Here is a 14,953-nt window from a genome sequence, read left to right as displayed (position 1 = left end):
CTTTCCGTGATGGCAGGTCAGACGGCTTCGGCGGAGCCGAAGAAGGCCGTGGGATCGCCGGTGTACCAGGCGTTGTGGATGCGCATGCGGCGGATGACCCAGCGCTCGCCGTCGCGGACCAGCTCCACGTCGTACGGATTCTTGAGCAGGGCGAAGGTGGCGTGGTCGGCGGTGAGCAGGTGCTGGGCCTCCACCAGGGCGGTCAGGCGCGCGGTGTCGCCGTCGACCGAGATCCGGGGATTGGTGATCTGATGGGTGGTGTCCACCCGGCCGGTGAACATTCCCAGGATCGTGCCGACGATCGCCTCGCGCCCGGTCATCAGGGGCGGCCGGCCGCCCCATCGTGCGGCCGCGGGGCGGAAGTCCAGCTCCGCGTCGGCGGCGAAGGCCGAGGCGAACAACCGCTCGTCCTGCAGGTCCTGGCCCAGGCCGAACCGATACAACGCGTCCAGGATCTCGGCGTGGTCGCGCAGTTCCCGCACGACGTCGGCCGTGTCCGTGGCCATGTTCCCGGCCGTGTCCGCGGCCGTGTTTTCGGACTGGGCGGACCGGGTCGTGGACAGCGCGGACTCACGGGTGACGAACATGGGTCACTCCCGTCGCAGGTCGGAGGGGTGCTTGATCTGTTCCACTCTCGGCAGGAGCGGGAGGCCGATCAACGCGGTCCTGTGCAATGATCGTGAAGTCTGGATTAACGATGGGGGGCGTCATGATGGAGCGGCACGAGCTGGAGGCGTTCCTCACGCTCGCGGAGGAGTTGCACTTCGGCCGCACCGCCGAACGCCTGCGGGTGTCCACCGCCCGGATCAGCCAGACCATCGCCAAGCTCGAACGCCGTATCGGCGTCCCGCTGTTCGACCGCACCAGCCGCCGGGTGGAGCTGACCCCGCTGGGCCGCAGGCTGCACGAGGAGGTGCGGCCCGCCTGGCACCAGATCACCACCGCGTTCGAGCAGGCCGTCGCCGCGGGCCGCGGCATCACCGGCACCCTGCGGGTCGCCTTCGTCGGCGCCGCGGCCGGGCAACTGCTCATCGGGGCGGCCGACCTCCTGCGACAGAGCGAGCCCGGTTGCGAGGTTCAGCTCCGGGAGGCGCAGATGATCGACCTCATGCCCTGGCTGCGCGAGGGCGAGATCGACGTCGCGCTGGGCACCTTCCCCGTCGAGGAGCCCGGCATCGCCACCGGGCCGGTCCTGGTGTCGGAGGCGCGCATGCTCGCGGTGCCATCCCGGCATCCGTTCGCCCGACGGGAGTCGGTCTGTCTGGAAGACCTGGCCAGGGTTCCCCTGCTCCAGCTCCCCGGTACGCTCCCGGATTCCCTGCGTGAGGACCGCACGCCGCGCACCACGCCCTCCGGACGGGTGATCGAACCCGGACCCGCCGCGGCCACGTTCAACGAGATGCTCACCCTCATCGGCGCAGGTCACGGTGTCTTTCCGGTCGGCGCCCACGCCCGGCGCTACTACGTCAGGCCCGACGTCGCCTACATTCCGCTCAGCGACGCCCCGCCCTTGCGATGGGGGCTGCTGTGGAGAGCCGACAACTCCAGCGCACGCGTCCGCGCCTTCGTGCAGGCGGCCGGCGATCTGGTCGGAGCCACGCCTGAGAGCGGCCAGGCCTGAGAACGGCCACGCCCGAGAGCCCGCCGTGCCGCTTCTACGGGCCGCTTCTATGAGCTGCTTCTATGAGCTGCTTCTATTGGGCCAGTTCGGCGCGCAGTTCGGCGGGCGTGGTGACCGGCGCCCGGCAGGTGAACCGCCGGCACACGTAGGCCGCGGGCGAACCGTCCACCATGCCCCGCCCTTCGAGCAGCGGCACGTCCACCTGCGCGGCGGCGGGATCCCCCGTGCCGAGCTGTCCTGTGCCGAGCTGTCCTGTGCCGAGCGCGACGACCAGCCCCGGCGTGCCGGACATGAGGGCGGCCCGGTGCAGCGCGCGGGTGCGGGCGTCGTCGGCCGGCCCGACGATCGCCACCTCGGCGGGGCCGCGCAGCGCCGCCTCCGCCACCGCGAGACCCCACCCGGCGAACCGGGCGTACCGCTCCGCCAGCGCGGACACCGTGCCCAGGGCCGCCTCGGCCGCCTCCCGGTGCCGGGCTGAGCCGGTGAGCGCGGCGTACGACAGCAGGGCCCCCGCCGCCGCGAACTGGCCCGAGGGGGTCGCGTTGTCCGTCGGGTCCTGGGGCCGCTGGAAGAGCCGCTCGCCGTCGTCGGGGGCGTCGTAGAACCCCCCCGACCCGTCGGGGAACCGCGCCAGCACGGTCTCCAGCAGGTCTCCCGCGCGGTGGAACCACCGTGTCTCGCCGGTGACGCCATAGAGGGCGAGGAAGCCCTCGGCCGTGTTGGCGTAGTCCTCCAGCATGCCGGCGTTGGTCCCCGCCCGGCCGTCGCGGGAGGTCCGCAGCAGCCGGGCCGGGTCGCGGCTCACCGTGTGCAGTTCGTCGAGCAGCACGGCCGCCTCACGCGCGGCGTCGATCAGCACCGGCTGGTCGAACAGCGCGCCCGCCTCGGCCAGGGCGGCGATCACGAGCCCGTTCCAGGAGGCCACGATCTTGTCGTCCCGGCCGGGCCGGGGCCGCCGCTCCCGCGCCGCGCGCAGGGCCGTACGGACCCGGTCGAACCGGGCCGGGTCGTCGGGGTCGGCGAGAAGCTGGAGCACCGATGTGCCGTGCTCGAACGTGCCGGTCACCTCGAACACCGAGGCCGCCCAGGCGGCGTCCTCCTCCCCGAGAACCTCGCGGAGCTGTTCGGGCGTCCAGACGTAGAACAGCCCCTCGCCGTGCGTGCCGTCCGGTCCCTCGCTGTCGGCGTCGAGGGCCGAGGCGAACCCGCCCTCGGGCGTGCGCATCTCCCGCAGCAGCCACTCGGCGGTCTCCAGGGCCACCCGCCTGGCCAGGACGGAGCCGGTCGCCCGCCACCAGTGGGTGTAGACCCGCAGCAGCAGCGCGTTGTCGTAGAGCATCTTCTCGAAGTGCGGCACCACCCAGCCGGCGTCGACCGAATAGCGGGCGAAGCCCCCGCCGAGCTGGTCGTACATGCCGCCCCTGGCCATCGCCTCCATGGTCCTTTCGGCCATGGCCATGGCCTCCGGAGTGCCGTGCCGTAGCAGGAACTCCAGGACCATGGACGGGGGAAACTTGGGCGCGCCGCCGAATCCGCCCCGCCGCTCGTCGAAGGTCTCCGCGAGGTTCCGTACGGCGAGGTCGAGGGTCTCGGCGGTGGGCAGCGGGCCCGAGGGCACCCCGGTGCGGTCGGCGAGCGCCTCCACGACCTTCTGGCCCTGGGTCAGGACGCCCTCCCGGTCCTGCCGCCAGGCCTGCGAGACGGCGTGCAGCAGCCGCTGGAAGTGCGCCCGGGGGAAGTAGGTGCCGGCGTAGAACGGGTGCCCGTCGGGTGTGGCGAAGACCGTCATCGGCCAGCCGCCCTGCCCGGTCATCGCCTGGACCGCGCCCATGTAGACCGCGTCCACGTCGGGCCGCTCCTCGCGATCCACCTTGACGTTGACGAACAGCTCGTTCATCAGCCGCGCGGTGGCCTCGTCCTCGAACGACTCGTGTGCCATGACATGGCACCAGTGGCACGCCGAATAGCCCACGCTGACCAGCAGGGGGACGTCGCGCCTGCGGGCCTCCGCGAACGCCTCCTCGCCCCAGGGGAACCAATCGACGGGATTGTCCGCGTGTTGCAGGAGGTAGGGAGAGGTCTCGCCACCCAGCCGGTTCATAGGCCCAGCCTCTCACACGTCAGAAAAGGACGATCAGGGCCGGGCGATGGCGTCCATCGTGGTGGTGGGCAGCGGGCGCCCCGCAGGGTGGCCACGCCGAACAGCAGGCCCGGGGGCGAATGGTGCGCGTATTACTGACGCAGTTCGAAGGAGACGTGCGGGGCCAGGGCGTGGAGGAAGCCGAGGGCGTCGAAGATCTGCCCGGCGGAGGCGACGCCGGCGGTCCTGGTCCGTCCGGTGAGGATGCGCTCGACCGCCTCCACCGCGAGCGGCGCGGTGACGGCGTAGATGTCCTGGCCGCGTGCCACGGCACGCCGTTCGCTGCCGCCGGAGCGCACGACGACGTCGACGAGGAAGGTCTGCGCGGACCGTCCGTGCTCGTCGATCGGGGCCGGGGCCGGAGTGCCCGGGTCCGACAGGTCCCTGGCGGCCTCGACCGTCATGTACGTCCGCACGTCGGGGATGGACAAATGGCTGGGAATGGTGACGACGTCGGCCATCGTGAACTCTCCGATGACGGTCCGCGGTCCCATCGGAGCGGGGAAGGGCCACTCCAGGGTCGGCGGCTTGTCGTCGCGATACTCCAGCCGGCCGTCCGCATAGCGGACGCGCTGGCCGCCCCGCCGCTGCCCGGAGACCGCGCCCGAGGCACGTGTTCCGGCGGTCGGGTGCCAGCCGCTCAGCCCGTACGCGACGTGCGCCTCGTCGGCGGCCGTCCAGTCGCCCATGGCGGCGGTGGCCAGCAGGTCGCCGAAACCGCCGTAGAAGGCCATCGCGGGGACGATCACGGCTCCGGCGGCGCGGGCCCGGTCCGCGAAGTTCGCGAATGTGTCCACGTTGGCCTCGATCTCCGCAGCCACGTCCACATAGGGGATCCGGGCGCGCAGCGCCGCCTCGATCACGGGGGCGGCCGTCGCGGCGAAGGGCCCGGCGCAGTTGATCACGGCCGCCGCGCCGGCCAGTGCGCGGTCGAGCGAGGCCGGGTCGCCGACCGGCGCCGGGCGGGCCTCCAGCCCGGTTTCCGACGCCGCCTTCTCCAGCTTGGCGGCGTCGCGCCCGGACAGCACCGGCACGAACCCGCGATCCCGCAGCCGTGCCACCACGAAGCGCCCGGTGTGTCCGTACGCGCCGTAAACCGCCACCGTGAGACCCGATCCCATCGGTTCTCCTCCTCACCCGAAACCTGAATGATCCGTCGCGGACATCCTGACGAGGACGGGTGTCCGGCACGAGTGTCCGGAACGCCATCACTCGTACAATTCCGGACATGAGCACTGTGGCGCTGGCCGTGACCGACGGGATGCTGCACTTCGAGCTGGCGCTGGCCTACGAGGTCTTCGGGGCCGACCTGAGCCACGTGGCCGACCCCTGGTACAGCCTCGTCGTCTGCGGGCCCGGCGCTGTGCGGGCCGGGCGGTTCCGGCTGGAGCCCGACCACGGGCTCGACCGGCTCCCGCGCGCCGACACCGTGATCGTCCCCGGATGGGCCGACGTCGAGGTCGATCCGCCCGACGAGCTGGTCGACGCGGTGCGCGCGGCCCACGAGGCGGGCGCGCGCGTGGCCTCCCTCTGCACGGGCGCGTTCGTCCTGGCGGCCGCCGGCCTGCTGGACGGCAGGCGCGCGACCACGCACTGGGCGCACACCCGGGAGCTGGCCGCCCGTTATCCGCAGGTGGAGGTGGACCCGGACGTCCTGTACGTGGACAACGGCAGCGTGCTCACCTCCGCGGGCAAGGCCGCGGCCATGGACCTGTGCCTCCACCTCGTGCGCCTCGACCACGGCTCCTCGGTCGCCAACACGGTCGCCCGCCGCCTGGTCGTGCCGCCGCACCGGGACGGCGGCCAGGCCCAGTTCGTCACCACCCCGGTGCCCGCACCCGGCAACCACCCGCTCGCCGAGCTGTTCCCCTGGGTGATGGAACGGCTTGACCAACCGCTGACCGTGGACGACCTGGCCCGCCGGGCGCGGATGAGCCCGCGCAACCTGAGCCGCCACTTCAGGTCGGTCACCGGCACCACCCCCCTGCAGTGGCTGCTGGTGCAGCGGATCCGCCGCGCCCAGGAGCTGCTGGAGACCACCGACGACGGCATCGACGTCATCGCCGCGGCCACCGGAATGGGCACCGCCACGACACTGCGCCGGCACTTCAACCGCACCGTCGGCGTGCCTCCGGACACCTACCGCCGCACCTTCCGCTCCCGTACACGCCCCGGTCCGGGCGGGCCGCCACGTCCGGGGGAACTCGTGGGGGACCGCGGGGATGTGTTCCGGCCCGTCCCGGCGTAGGCTCACAGGACGTGGGCTTGGATCTGGACTTCGCTATCAGGCACTCGGGACGCCCGGCGGCCGCCATGACGCGGCGCGACGTCGCACGGGTGTTGCTGGCCGTGCCGTCCGGACACGCCCTGGTCGCCCTTCCCGACCTGCGAAGGCAACTCCTCGCGGCGGGCAACCCGCTGTCGTCCGGGTTCTGGGAGTCGGCCAAAGCCGTGCTGATGAGCATCGAGTCCGGCGTGGCGACGGTCGGCGACGTGCAGCGGTGGCTGGAGTCGAGCGGCACCGAGCCGATCATGCTCACCCGCAGCTACTTCCTGTGGCCGGAGGAGAGCGAGCGCGGCCCGGTGGCCACCGAGATGTACGAGCGGCTGGTCGAGTTCCTGGAGGAGCGGCTGGCGGCCGGGGAGATCGACCCGGACGCGCTCGCCGCCGGGGACCCCGACGCCCGGCACGCCTACGAGGAGCTCCAGGAGCGCTGGCTCGGCACCCCGCTGCCGGACGGCCGGGTGCCCAACGTCGTGGTCAACGACGAGCAGGACCAGGAGCTGTACGCCGCCTGGGACGAGGAGGAGGCGTTCGCGCTGGGCGAGCTGCGGCGGGTGCTCGACGACCTGCCCGAGCCGCCCTTCCCCGAGGCCGATCTCCGCTCGGCCGCCCGGCGGCTGCGGGTGACACTGACCCGCCCCGGCTATCCGGGCAACGTGCTGCGCGCCTGCGCCGGGCTGGAGAACGGCGACCTGCCCGAACGCGACGAGGATCTGTGGCTCACGGTCGCCGCCGGGATCGCGGCGCCGATCTCCGACCTTCCGGACGAGGAGGACGCCGCCCGGTTCTTCGACATGGAGGGCGAGCTCAGCCACGAGGACTCGATACTGGCGTCGTTGTGCGCCATCCACCACGCCGACTGGCTCGCGTCGGTGATCGCCCTGGTCCGGTACGGCCCGGGCGTGCTCGCCTCGCCCGAGCGGATCGCCCGGTTCATCGCCGACTCCGAGGACGTCGACGTCGACCCGGACGAGCCGGAGGACCTGGAGGCGACGGAGATGCTGTTCACGGCGGTGACGCCGCTGTGGGCGCACCTCGGCATCGTGGACCGGGCCGAGGTGCTGACCCCGCTGGGCTGGTGGGGCCTGCCGAAGGCGCTGGAGCGCGCCTGGTCCTCGGGCCCCGCGCTCCCCGAATGAGCCGCCCGGCTCAGCCGGGTGTGTCGACCAGGTCGCGGTAGTCGTCGTCCACCAGATCGCGGTATTCCGGATGCCGCTGGATGTACCAGGCCACGAACGAGCAGAGCGGCACGACCCGCAGGCCGGCCGCTCGCGCCCCGTCGAGTGCCCCGCCGACCAGCCTGCCGCCCAGCCCGCGGCCCTCGAACTCGTCGCGCACCTCCGTGTGCGGCAGGACCATCGCGCCGTCCCGCAGCCGGTATTGCGCGAATCCGGCGACCACGCCGTCGACGATGATCTCGTAGCGCGACGCGGCGGGGTTGTCGACGACCGTTACGTCCGTGCTCACGCCTTGGGCCCGTTTTCGCGCCGCTCGTCCTCATGCTGGTCGTGCGGCACCTGGATCTTCCGCATCTGCTTGTTCATGTTCTTCAGCAGGAAGAACAGGGCCAGGCCGATCGCGGCGACGACGACGAAGCCGAGAAGACCCGGCCCGTAGCTGGTTGCATCCACGCCTTCAGCTTACGAGCAGGCAGGGGTGACCCCCGCGGCGATCCCCGCGAACAGGTCGTCCTCCGGCAGCGTGGTGTCCACGAGCGACCGCGCGAGGTGGTAGTCCTCGGTCGGCCAGATCTCCTCCTGCAGCTCACGCGGGCAGACGAACCAGAAGCCGTCGGGGTCCACCTGGGTGGCGTGCGCGAGCAGGGCGAGATCGCGGACCTCGAAATAGTCCGCGCACGGGACCCTGGTGGTGACCTCCCACTTCTGCGGCCGGTCCTCCCACCGCGCGATCCAGTCGGCGTACGGCGAGCCCATGCCGCGCTCGGTCATGGCGTTGTGCAGCGCCTCGAACCGCTCCCGCGTGAAGCCCATGTGGTAGTAGAGCTTCAGCGGCTGCCACGGCTCGCCCGTGCCGGGGTAGCGGTCGGGGTCGCCCGCCGCCTCGAACGCCTCCACCGACACCCGGTTGGTCATGATGTGGTCCGGGTGGGGGTAGCCGCCGTTGTCGTCGTACGTGAGGATCACGTGCGGCCGGAACTCCCGGACGGCGGCGACGAGCGGCGCCGACGCCACGTCGAGCGGCTGCAGCGCGAAGCACCCCTCGGGCAGCGGCTCGTTCTCGTCCTCGGGCAGCCCGGAGTCGACGAAGCCGAGGAAACGCTGCTGGACGCCGAGGATGTCGCGCGCCTTCTCCATCTCCTGGCGGCGGACCTCGCCGATGTTCTCCAGGATGTCCGGCCGGTCCATCTTGGGGTTGAGGATCGAGCCGCGTTCACCACCCGTACATGTGACGACGAGCACCTCCGCGCCCTCCGCGACGTAGCGGGCCATCGTGGCGGCGCCCTTGCTCGACTCGTCGTCTGGGTGCGCGTGCACGGCCATCAGCCTCAACGGTGCACTCACGTCTCTCCTCAGGTGTTCTATGGCTACGAAAAGAGGTTAGCTTCTAAGAGACCGTGCGCTTCGGACCCGGGATGGCCCGCGTCACCGGCACGGTCGACCGTGCGGACGATCGTCTCGCACAACACCGACAATCCTCAGGGAGATTCCGCGATGCCCACCGATGAGGCCGGCGGCCAGGGCACACGCCCGGTGCTCGGCACACCGGACGACTTCGCGCCCCGCCCGGCGCGGCCCTCCAGGCTGGTGTCGTACGTCGTGATCGCGTTGATCGTGGCGGTGTTCGCGGGCGGCTGGGGCTACGTGATGCTCCGCGCGAACGGGAACCCTTCGGTGAGCGCGGACGTCATCACCTTCGACGCGAGCGCCGCGGACTCCGCAGCCATCACCTTCACCGTGCACAAGCCCGCGGACCGGGCGGCGATGTGCCGGATCCAGGCGCTCGACACCCGGCACCTGGAGGTCGGCAGCCGTGAGATAGCCATTCCCAAGGGCCGGTCGGACCTCGAGTTCACCGAGCGGCTGAGGACGAGTTCCCAGGCCACGGCAGTTCATGTCGACTACTGCGATCTCGTATAGTGGAATCTTTGGGGAAGCGTTCGAAGGCGTTAACTTGACAGCCTTTCGAGTCACTTACGGAAACAAGGAGAGCCCGTGGCCGTCTCCCAGAACGACAACGTCACCTGGCTGACGCAAGAGGCGTACGACCGCCTCAAGGAGGAGTACGAGTACCTTTCGGGCCCGGGACGCACGGACATCGCCAAGAAGATCGAAGCCGCCCGGGAAGAGGGTGACCTCAGGGAGAACGGTGGCTACCACGCCGCCAAGGACGAGCAGGGCAAGATGGAGGCCCGCATCTTCCACCTCCGGCAGATCCTGGACAACGCCAGGGTCGGCGAGGCACCCCGCGCCGAGGGCGTGGTCGGCCCCGGCATGACCGTGACGGTCCGCTTCGACGGCGACGACGAGGAGGTCACCTTCCTGCTGGCCTCCCGCGAGGAGAGCGGCGCGCCGATCGACGTCTACTCGCCGAACTCTCCCCTCGGGTCCGCGATCAACGGCAAGAAGATCGGGGAAAAGGCGACGTACACGCTGCCCAACGGCAGGCAGAACACCGTCGAGATCCTCGAAGCCGTGCCGTACATCGGCAACTGACCCTTTTCGCCCCGGCCGGGAATTCCGGAATCGTTTGCGGTATTCCCGGCCGTGCGGCAGTCTCGTCCTGACGGGACCGGACCATTCGCCGCGGGAGGGGTGAGATCGTGCTCGAACGCCGAGCGCGGCCGTCCACCCGTTTAGGCAGGAAGCTCGCGAGAGCCGTGTCCGAGGCTCGTCAGGATCTCGCCTATCGCCCGCGGCTGCCCCGCCCGGGGCGCCTGCGCAAGACGGTTCCCCTCATCGCCGTGGCGCTCGTCGCCGTGCTGACCATCGACGTGCTCGTGCTCGGAGATCTCCGGCCGGAATCCGGGGACCCGGGGGTGGTCACGGCCCTGTCCGGGCGGCGCGCGGGCCACGGCTACGTGGCCGCGACCCGGCAGGCCCGCGAGATGCCGGCCCCGGCGCAGGGCCACCAGGCCCCGGCCGCCCAGACGGCGTCGCAGCAGCCGGTGGCTTCGCTGCAGCGGCTGATCCGCCCGCACCTGTTCGTGGTGGCCACCCGGCCCCTTCCCCCCGAGGTGGTGGAGAAGGTCCGCAAGGTGAAGGGCGTGACCGCCGCCGAGGTGACCGGCGCGGCCGAGGTGACCGTGGACGGCAAGCGGGTGCCCACGATGGGCGTCGACCCGTCCACCTTCAGGTCGTACACGCCGAAGGTCACGGCCTCCTCCGACGAGCTGTGGCGCAACATCGCCGCCGGCGACATGGCGGTCTCCTTCGAGCTCGGCAACGACGGCGGCGTGCAGCTGGGCTCGCAGGTCCAGAGCGGCGCCCGGCGCCTGCGCATCGGCGCGTACGCCACAGTGGGCATGGGCTCGATCGCGGCGATCGTCTCGAAGGGGACCGCGGCCGCGCTCGGCATCCCGGACGGCAACTCCCTGGTCGTGAGCGCGCCGAAGGTCGACTCCGGCAAGCTCCGCCTCCGGCTGCTGAAGATCCTTCCCAAGGGCAGCCAGGTCGCCACCATCAACCCGGTGGTGGTGACGCCGAAGGGGCGCACGGTGTGGCCGCAGACGGCGTTCATGTCCGCGGAGCAGCTCAAGGTCGCGCTAACCGCCGCCGTCAGCAAGCTCGGCCGGCCGTACGTGTGGGGCGCCGAGGGGCCCGACAGCTTCGACTGCTCGGGGCTCGTGCAGTGGGCGTACGCGCAGGCGGGCGTGCGCATGCCGCGGGTGACCTACCAGCAGTGGGTCACCGGGCCGCAGGTGCCGCTGTCGCAGGCGCAGCCGGGCGACCTGCTGTTCTGGCGCAACGACCCGACCAACCCCGGATACATCTCGCATGTCGCCATCTATTGGGGCAACGGGAAGATGCTGCACGCCCCGCACACGGGCGACGTCGTGAAGATCGCGAACGTCTACACCAAGAACCTCGCCGGGGTCGTCCGGGTCAGTCCGCAGATCTCGGCGCGCGTCCGCTGACCGCGCCGGCGGCCAGGCCGTCCAGCACGAGCGAGAACAGGTGGTCGCGCCGCCCGGCCGCGACCGGGCCCTGCTCGGCGATCCAGCCGACGGCGCTGACCAGGGCGAACACGTCCATCCCGTCGATGTCCGGCCGGATGTGGCCGTCGTCCTGGGCTCGCTTGACCAGGCGCCCGGCGGCCTCCCGCATGGCGGAGCACGACGCGTGGAGGGCGGAGTCCTCGTCGCCGATCGTCGTCATCATCGAAGCGGTCAGGCCGCGGTAGGCGCTTGCGCGGCCGAGGAACTCCCACAGCCACCGCCGTAGCGCCTCGTGGGAGTCGTCCGCGTCCTCCAGCTCCTCCGCGCGGGCAGCCAGGGTGTCGAACCGCTGCCGGAGCAACGCCTCAAGCAGGGCCTCTCGGGTGGGGAAGTGGCGGTAGAGCGTGCCCATGCCGACCTCGGCACGCCGGGCGATGTCGCGCAGCGACGCCTGGGTGCCCTGCTCCTCCACCACGATCCTGGCGACCTCCAGGATGCGCTCGTAGTTGCGCTGCGCGTCCGCGCGCTGCTGTCGGCCCGTCATGCGTCGATCCTCGCACTTGACATTCGGAGCGGTGCTCCGCTTATTATCCGGAGCATCGCTCCGAATCGAAGTCGTCCAGTGGTCGTCAAGGAGGACCGATGCCCACGATGAAGGCCGTCCGCATGCACAGGACCGGGGAACCGGACGTTCTGGCGGTGGAGGAGGTTCCCCGTCCCGAGCCGGGGCCCGGGGACGTGCTCGTCCGGGTGCACGCGGCCGGGATGAACCCGCCCGACTGGTACGCCCGCACGGGCTTTTCGAACCTCCCGGAGGAGATGCGGCCCACGTTCCCCCTGCCGTACACGCCGGGCTCGGACATCTCGGGGGTCGTCGTCGCCGTCGGCCAGGGTGTCGGCGAATGGCGGGAGGGCGACGAGGTCTTCGGGCTCGTGCGGTTTCCCGCCCTGGAGCACGGGGGACGGGGCTACGCCGAATACACCACCTCACCGGCGTCCCACCTGGCCCGCAAGCCCGCCTCGCTCAGCCATGTCGAGGCGGCGGCCGTGCCGATGGCGGGGCTCACCGCCTATCAGTTCGTCTTCGATCACATCAAGCTCGACGAGGGCCGCAGGGTGCTGGTCAACGGTGCCGCCGGCGGGGTCGGCCACTTCGCGGTGCAACTCGCCGAACTGCAGGGCGCGTACGTCATCGGGGTCGCGTCGGGGCGGCACGAGACGTTCCTGCGCGAGCTGGGGGTGGACGAGTTCGTCGACTACACGACCACGCGCGTGGAGGACGCGGTGCGCGACGTGGACGTGCTCATCGACAGCGTGGGCGGGCCGGACGCCCATCGGTTCCTGCCGGTGCTGCGGCCCGGCGGCGTGATCAGCCCGGTCTTCTACGGGGAGTATCACCGGGAGCGCGCGGCCGGGCTGGGCATCACGTTCCGGGGCGGCCAGGTCCACTCGGACGGTAAGCAGATGGCCGAGCTGGGACGCCTGCTGGAGGAGGGCCGGCTGCGCGTCGGCATCGACGCGGTCTTCCCGCTGGCCGAGGCCGCGAAGGCCCACGAGCGGGCCGAGCGCGGGCACATCCAGGGCAAGCTGGTCCTTCAGGTGGTTTCCGACAAAACGGACTAGATCGGCAGCCCGGCCTCCAGGTAGCCGAGGGCCTCGTCGATCAGCACGGGCAGCGGGGTCCGGCCGTCGTGTTCCACCCAGGTGAACATCGCCGGGAGCATGACCCCCATGACCGCGCCGACCAGCGTCCGTACGGCGGCGCTGCGGGGGTCGCGGCCCGACCGCTCGGCCACCGCCCCCGCGAGCATGTCGATCGTGGAGTACAGCCCTTCCAACGTGCGGGCGCGCAGGGCGGGCACGGAGGTGGTCAGCTTGGTCCGGGCGAGCATCCGGTCGAGCTCCTCGGGCTCCATCGCCTCGAAGGCGGTGCGGAAGGCGGCCCGCATGGCGGTCAGCGGGGGCAGGTCAGGCGGCTGCGCCTTGATCGCCTCCATCAGGATCGGGTCGTAGTCGTCCTGGACGACCACGTCCTCCTTGGTGGGGAAGTAGCGGAAGAACGTGCTGGGGGAGACCTCCGCCGCCTCCGCGATCTGCTCGACCGTCGTCGCGTCGTATCCCTGCTCGGCGAACAGCCGCAGCGCCTGCTCCTGGATGGTCCTGCGGGTCTTGGCCTTCTTGCGCTCGCGCAGGCTCGTGACAGCGCGGTCGGAGGCGGGCGAGGTCCGGTCAGCGCGCTGAGGTGAGCTCATGCCCTGATTCTGCCGTCTTCCCGCGCCCTGCCGTACTCCCCGGTAGGAAGACGGCCACCAGGACGGCGGTCAGCACCGACAGGGGCCCGCACACCAGCAGGACCAGGTCCATGCCGTCCACGAACGCCTCCCTGGCCGCGCTCAGCAGCCCGGCGTCCCCCGCGCGCGCGGCCAGGGCCGTCGCCGCCGTGATCGAGTCGGCCGCTCCCTCCGGGACCTGGCTCGGCAGACCCGAGGCGTACGCCGCCGAGAGCATGCTGCCGAGACCGGCAACGCCCAGCGCGCCGCCGACCTGGCGCACGGTCTGCAGGGTCGCCGAGCCGGAGCCCGACCGCTCCTCGGGCAGCGTGGCGAGCACGCCGTCCATGGCGGGGACCATGGCGAGGCCCACGCCCGCGCCGAGGACGGCCAGCCAGGCCGCGACGAACCCGTACGCCGAGAACGCTCCCGACACTGAGGTCGCGGAGCCCAGGAAGAACCCGGCGGCGAGCACGGCCAGGCCCACCGGCATGACCACGCGCAGCCCGAGGCGGGCCGTGAGCCGCTCTCCGGCAAGCCCTCCGGCCATCAGCCCGGCCACCATGGGGATCACCCGCAGACCGGTGCCGAGGGCGTCGTGCCCGAGCACGGCCTGCAGGTGCTGGGGGACGACGAACAGCACGCCCGACATGCCGAGGCTCACGAACGTCGCGCCTGCCGCGCCCCAGACGAAGACCCGGCTGCGGAACAGGCCGAGGTCCATCATCGGCTGCCGCGCGCGGGCCTCGACGCGGACGAACACCGCCAGCAGCGCCACCCCCGCGCCGAGACCGGCCAGCACGCGGGGGTCGCCCCAGCCACGCGCCGGGGCCTCGATGACGCCGTAGACCAGCGCCGCCAGGCCCGTCACCGACAGCAGCGCGCCGGGCAGGTCGGTCCGCGGGGCGGCGGGGTCGCGCGACTCGGGGATGAACGCGGCCACCGCCGCCATCGAGATGACGATCATGGGGATGTTCACGAGGAAGACCGAGCCCCACCAGAAGTGGTCGAGCAGGTAGCCGCCCACGACCGGGCCAAGAGGCAGGCCGAGCGCCATGGCGGCGGTCCACACGGCGATCGCGCGCCCGCGCTCGCCCGGAGGGAAGACCACCGGCAGGATCGAGGTCGACAGCGGCATGATCACCGCGCCGCCCGCGCCCATCAGCGCGCGGGCCGCGACCAGGGCGCCGGTGCCGCCCGCGTACGTCGCGGCCACCGACGCGATCCCGAAGGCCGCGAGCCCGGCCAGCAGCAGGCGCCTGCGCCCGAACCGGTCGCCGAGCGCGCCCGCCGGGAGCATCAGCGCGGCGAACGGAATCAGGTAGGCGTCGACGATCCACTGCAGGTCGCCGGTCGAGGCGTGCAGGTCGGCCGCGAGCGTCGGCAGCGCCACGTTGAGCACGGTCGCGTCCATGCCGATGACCAGGGCGCTGAGTACGAGGGCGCCGAGCGCCCACCATCGAGAAGTGAGAGTAGCCATAATTTGAAAGTAACTCTCAAAAAGTAGCTACTGTCAACCTCG

Annotated in this window: 16 protein-coding genes; 7 read left to right on the top strand and 9 right to left on the bottom strand. The window is 71.7% G+C overall.

Features of this window, described 5'->3' with window-relative positions; genetic code table 11:
- Positions 1-17 precede the first annotated feature (17 nt).
- Positions 18-587: a nuclear transport factor 2 family protein gene (locus FLX08_RS17590; RefSeq protein WP_244312713.1), complete on the bottom strand. Its 570-nt coding sequence runs from the start codon at positions 585-587 to the stop codon at positions 18-20.
- Between the two features lie 110 nt (positions 588-697).
- Here FLX08_RS17590 and FLX08_RS17585 point away from each other — a divergent pair, with 110 nt between their 5' ends.
- Positions 698-1,621: a LysR family transcriptional regulator gene (locus FLX08_RS17585; protein ID WP_244312712.1), complete on the top strand. Its 924-nt coding sequence runs from the start codon at positions 698-700 to the stop codon at positions 1,619-1,621.
- Positions 1,622-1,694: 73 nt separating this feature from the next.
- Here FLX08_RS17585 and FLX08_RS17580 read toward each other — a convergent pair whose 3' ends face one another.
- Both FLX08_RS17580 and FLX08_RS17575 read right to left on the bottom strand, forming a co-directional pair.
- On the bottom strand, positions 1,695-3,722 hold the full coding sequence (locus FLX08_RS17580) for a thioredoxin domain-containing protein (protein WP_142619946.1): 2,028 nt from the start codon (positions 3,720-3,722) through the stop codon (positions 1,695-1,697).
- A gap of 131 nt (positions 3,723-3,853) precedes the next feature.
- Entirely contained in the window at positions 3,854-4,882 is a 1,029-nt protein-coding gene (locus FLX08_RS17575; protein ID WP_142619945.1) for a saccharopine dehydrogenase family protein, read from the bottom strand.
- Positions 4,883-4,989: 107 nt separating this feature from the next.
- Here FLX08_RS17575 and FLX08_RS17570 point away from each other — a divergent pair, with 107 nt between their 5' ends.
- Together FLX08_RS17570 and FLX08_RS17565 are read left to right on the top strand one after the other, a co-directional pair.
- Positions 4,990-6,009: a helix-turn-helix domain-containing protein gene (locus FLX08_RS17570; RefSeq protein ID WP_142619944.1), complete on the top strand. Its 1,020-nt coding sequence runs from the start codon at positions 4,990-4,992 to the stop codon at positions 6,007-6,009.
- An 11-nt stretch (positions 6,010-6,020) separates the two neighbouring features.
- The gene (locus FLX08_RS17565; protein ID WP_142619943.1) at positions 6,021-7,184 is read left to right on the top strand and encodes a hypothetical protein; all 1,164 of its coding nucleotides are present in this window, start codon (positions 6,021-6,023) and stop codon (positions 7,182-7,184) included.
- Between the two features lie 10 nt (positions 7,185-7,194).
- Here FLX08_RS17565 and FLX08_RS17560 read toward each other — a convergent pair whose 3' ends face one another.
- From FLX08_RS17560 to mca, 3 genes are read right to left on the bottom strand one after another with little or no spacing between them, the layout of a single operon-like run.
- Positions 7,195-7,512, bottom strand: a complete 318-nt coding sequence (locus FLX08_RS17560; protein WP_142619942.1) for a GNAT family N-acetyltransferase — start codon at positions 7,510-7,512, stop codon at positions 7,195-7,197.
- A complete protein-coding gene (locus tag FLX08_RS40680; protein WP_167530465.1) occupies positions 7,509-7,676 on the bottom strand; it encodes a hypothetical protein in 168 nt (55 codons plus the stop codon). Before FLX08_RS40680 ends, FLX08_RS17560 begins: the two co-directional genes overlap by 4 nt.
- A 9-nt stretch (positions 7,677-7,685) precedes the next feature.
- Positions 7,686-8,567, bottom strand: a complete 882-nt coding sequence (gene mca / locus FLX08_RS17555; RefSeq protein ID WP_142619941.1) for a mycothiol conjugate amidase Mca — start codon at positions 8,565-8,567, stop codon at positions 7,686-7,688.
- Between the two features lie 150 nt (positions 8,568-8,717).
- Between mca and FLX08_RS17550 the strand changes: the two genes are divergently transcribed.
- From FLX08_RS17550 to FLX08_RS17540, 3 genes are all read left to right on the top strand, one after another.
- Entirely contained in the window at positions 8,718-9,143 is a 426-nt protein-coding gene (locus FLX08_RS17550) for a DUF4307 domain-containing protein (RefSeq protein ID WP_142619940.1), read from the top strand.
- A gap of 75 nt (positions 9,144-9,218) precedes the next feature.
- A complete protein-coding gene (gene greA, locus FLX08_RS17545) occupies positions 9,219-9,719 on the top strand; it encodes a transcription elongation factor GreA (RefSeq protein WP_079315666.1) in 501 nt (166 codons plus the stop codon).
- 164 nt (positions 9,720-9,883) lie between these two features.
- Positions 9,884-11,140, top strand: coding sequence for a C40 family peptidase (locus tag FLX08_RS17540; protein WP_244312711.1), 1,257 nt, complete (start codon positions 9,884-9,886; stop codon positions 11,138-11,140).
- On the opposite strand, the gene FLX08_RS17535 is transcribed toward FLX08_RS17540, so the two are convergent.
- Positions 11,109-11,705 (bottom strand): TetR/AcrR family transcriptional regulator, encoded by a 597-nt coding sequence (locus FLX08_RS17535; protein WP_142619938.1) that lies wholly within the window; start codon positions 11,703-11,705, stop codon positions 11,109-11,111. The two genes, FLX08_RS17540 and FLX08_RS17535, sit on opposite strands and share 32 nt — an antisense overlap.
- A gap of 98 nt (positions 11,706-11,803) precedes the next feature.
- On the opposite strand from FLX08_RS17535, the gene FLX08_RS17530 reads away from it, so the two are divergent.
- Positions 11,804-12,784, top strand: coding sequence for an NADP-dependent oxidoreductase (locus tag FLX08_RS17530; RefSeq protein ID WP_244312710.1), 981 nt, complete (start codon positions 11,804-11,806; stop codon positions 12,782-12,784).
- Here the strand turns inward: FLX08_RS17530 and FLX08_RS17525 are convergent.
- Together FLX08_RS17525 and FLX08_RS17520 are read right to left on the bottom strand one after the other, a co-directional pair.
- Positions 12,781-13,413 (bottom strand): acyl-CoA-like ligand-binding transcription factor, encoded by a 633-nt coding sequence (locus FLX08_RS17525; protein WP_142619937.1) that lies wholly within the window; start codon positions 13,411-13,413, stop codon positions 12,781-12,783. The genes FLX08_RS17530 and FLX08_RS17525 overlap by 4 nt on opposite strands.
- Positions 13,391-14,911 carry a DHA2 family efflux MFS transporter permease subunit gene (locus FLX08_RS17520; RefSeq protein WP_142619936.1) on the bottom strand — a complete coding sequence of 507 codons (1,521 nt, stop codon included), beginning with the start codon at positions 14,909-14,911 and terminating at the stop codon, positions 13,391-13,393. The genes FLX08_RS17525 and FLX08_RS17520 overlap by 23 nt, the downstream gene beginning before the upstream one ends.
- Positions 14,912-14,953: the final 42 nt, after the last annotated feature.

The sequence above is a fragment of the Microbispora hainanensis genome, assembly GCF_006874475.1.
Lineage (GTDB): Bacteria > Actinomycetota > Actinomycetes > Streptosporangiales > Streptosporangiaceae > Microbispora > Microbispora hainanensis.
This window is presented reverse-complemented; position numbering and strand designations above follow the sequence as displayed.

What these genes read in the sequence shown, in the direction of transcription:
- FLX08_RS17590 (WP_244312713.1), bottom strand. Translation starts at nt 587, where the DNA reads ATGTTCGTCACCCGTGAGTCCGCGCTGTCCACGACCCGGTCCGCCCAG.
- FLX08_RS17585 (WP_244312712.1), top strand. Translation starts at nt 698, where the DNA reads ATGGGGGGCGTCATGATGGAGCGGCACGAGCTGGAGGCGTTCCTCACG.
- FLX08_RS17580 (WP_142619946.1), bottom strand. Translation starts at nt 3,722, where the DNA reads ATGAACCGGCTGGGTGGCGAGACCTCTCCCTACCTCCTGCAACACGCG.
- FLX08_RS17575 (WP_142619945.1), bottom strand. Translation starts at nt 4,882, where the DNA reads ATGGGATCGGGTCTCACGGTGGCGGTTTACGGCGCGTACGGACACACC.
- FLX08_RS17570 (WP_142619944.1), top strand. Translation starts at nt 4,990, where the DNA reads ATGAGCACTGTGGCGCTGGCCGTGACCGACGGGATGCTGCACTTCGAG.
- FLX08_RS17550 (WP_142619940.1), top strand. Translation starts at nt 8,718, where the DNA reads ATGCCCACCGATGAGGCCGGCGGCCAGGGCACACGCCCGGTGCTCGGC.
- FLX08_RS17535 (WP_142619938.1), bottom strand. Translation starts at nt 11,705, where the DNA reads ATGACGGGCCGACAGCAGCGCGCGGACGCGCAGCGCAACTACGAGCGC.
- FLX08_RS17530 (WP_244312710.1), top strand. Translation starts at nt 11,804, where the DNA reads ATGCCCACGATGAAGGCCGTCCGCATGCACAGGACCGGGGAACCGGAC.
- FLX08_RS17525 (WP_142619937.1), bottom strand. Translation starts at nt 13,413, where the DNA reads ATGAGCTCACCTCAGCGCGCTGACCGGACCTCGCCCGCCTCCGACCGC.
- FLX08_RS17520 (WP_142619936.1), bottom strand. Translation starts at nt 14,911, where the DNA reads ATGGCTACTCTCACTTCTCGATGGTGGGCGCTCGGCGCCCTCGTACTC.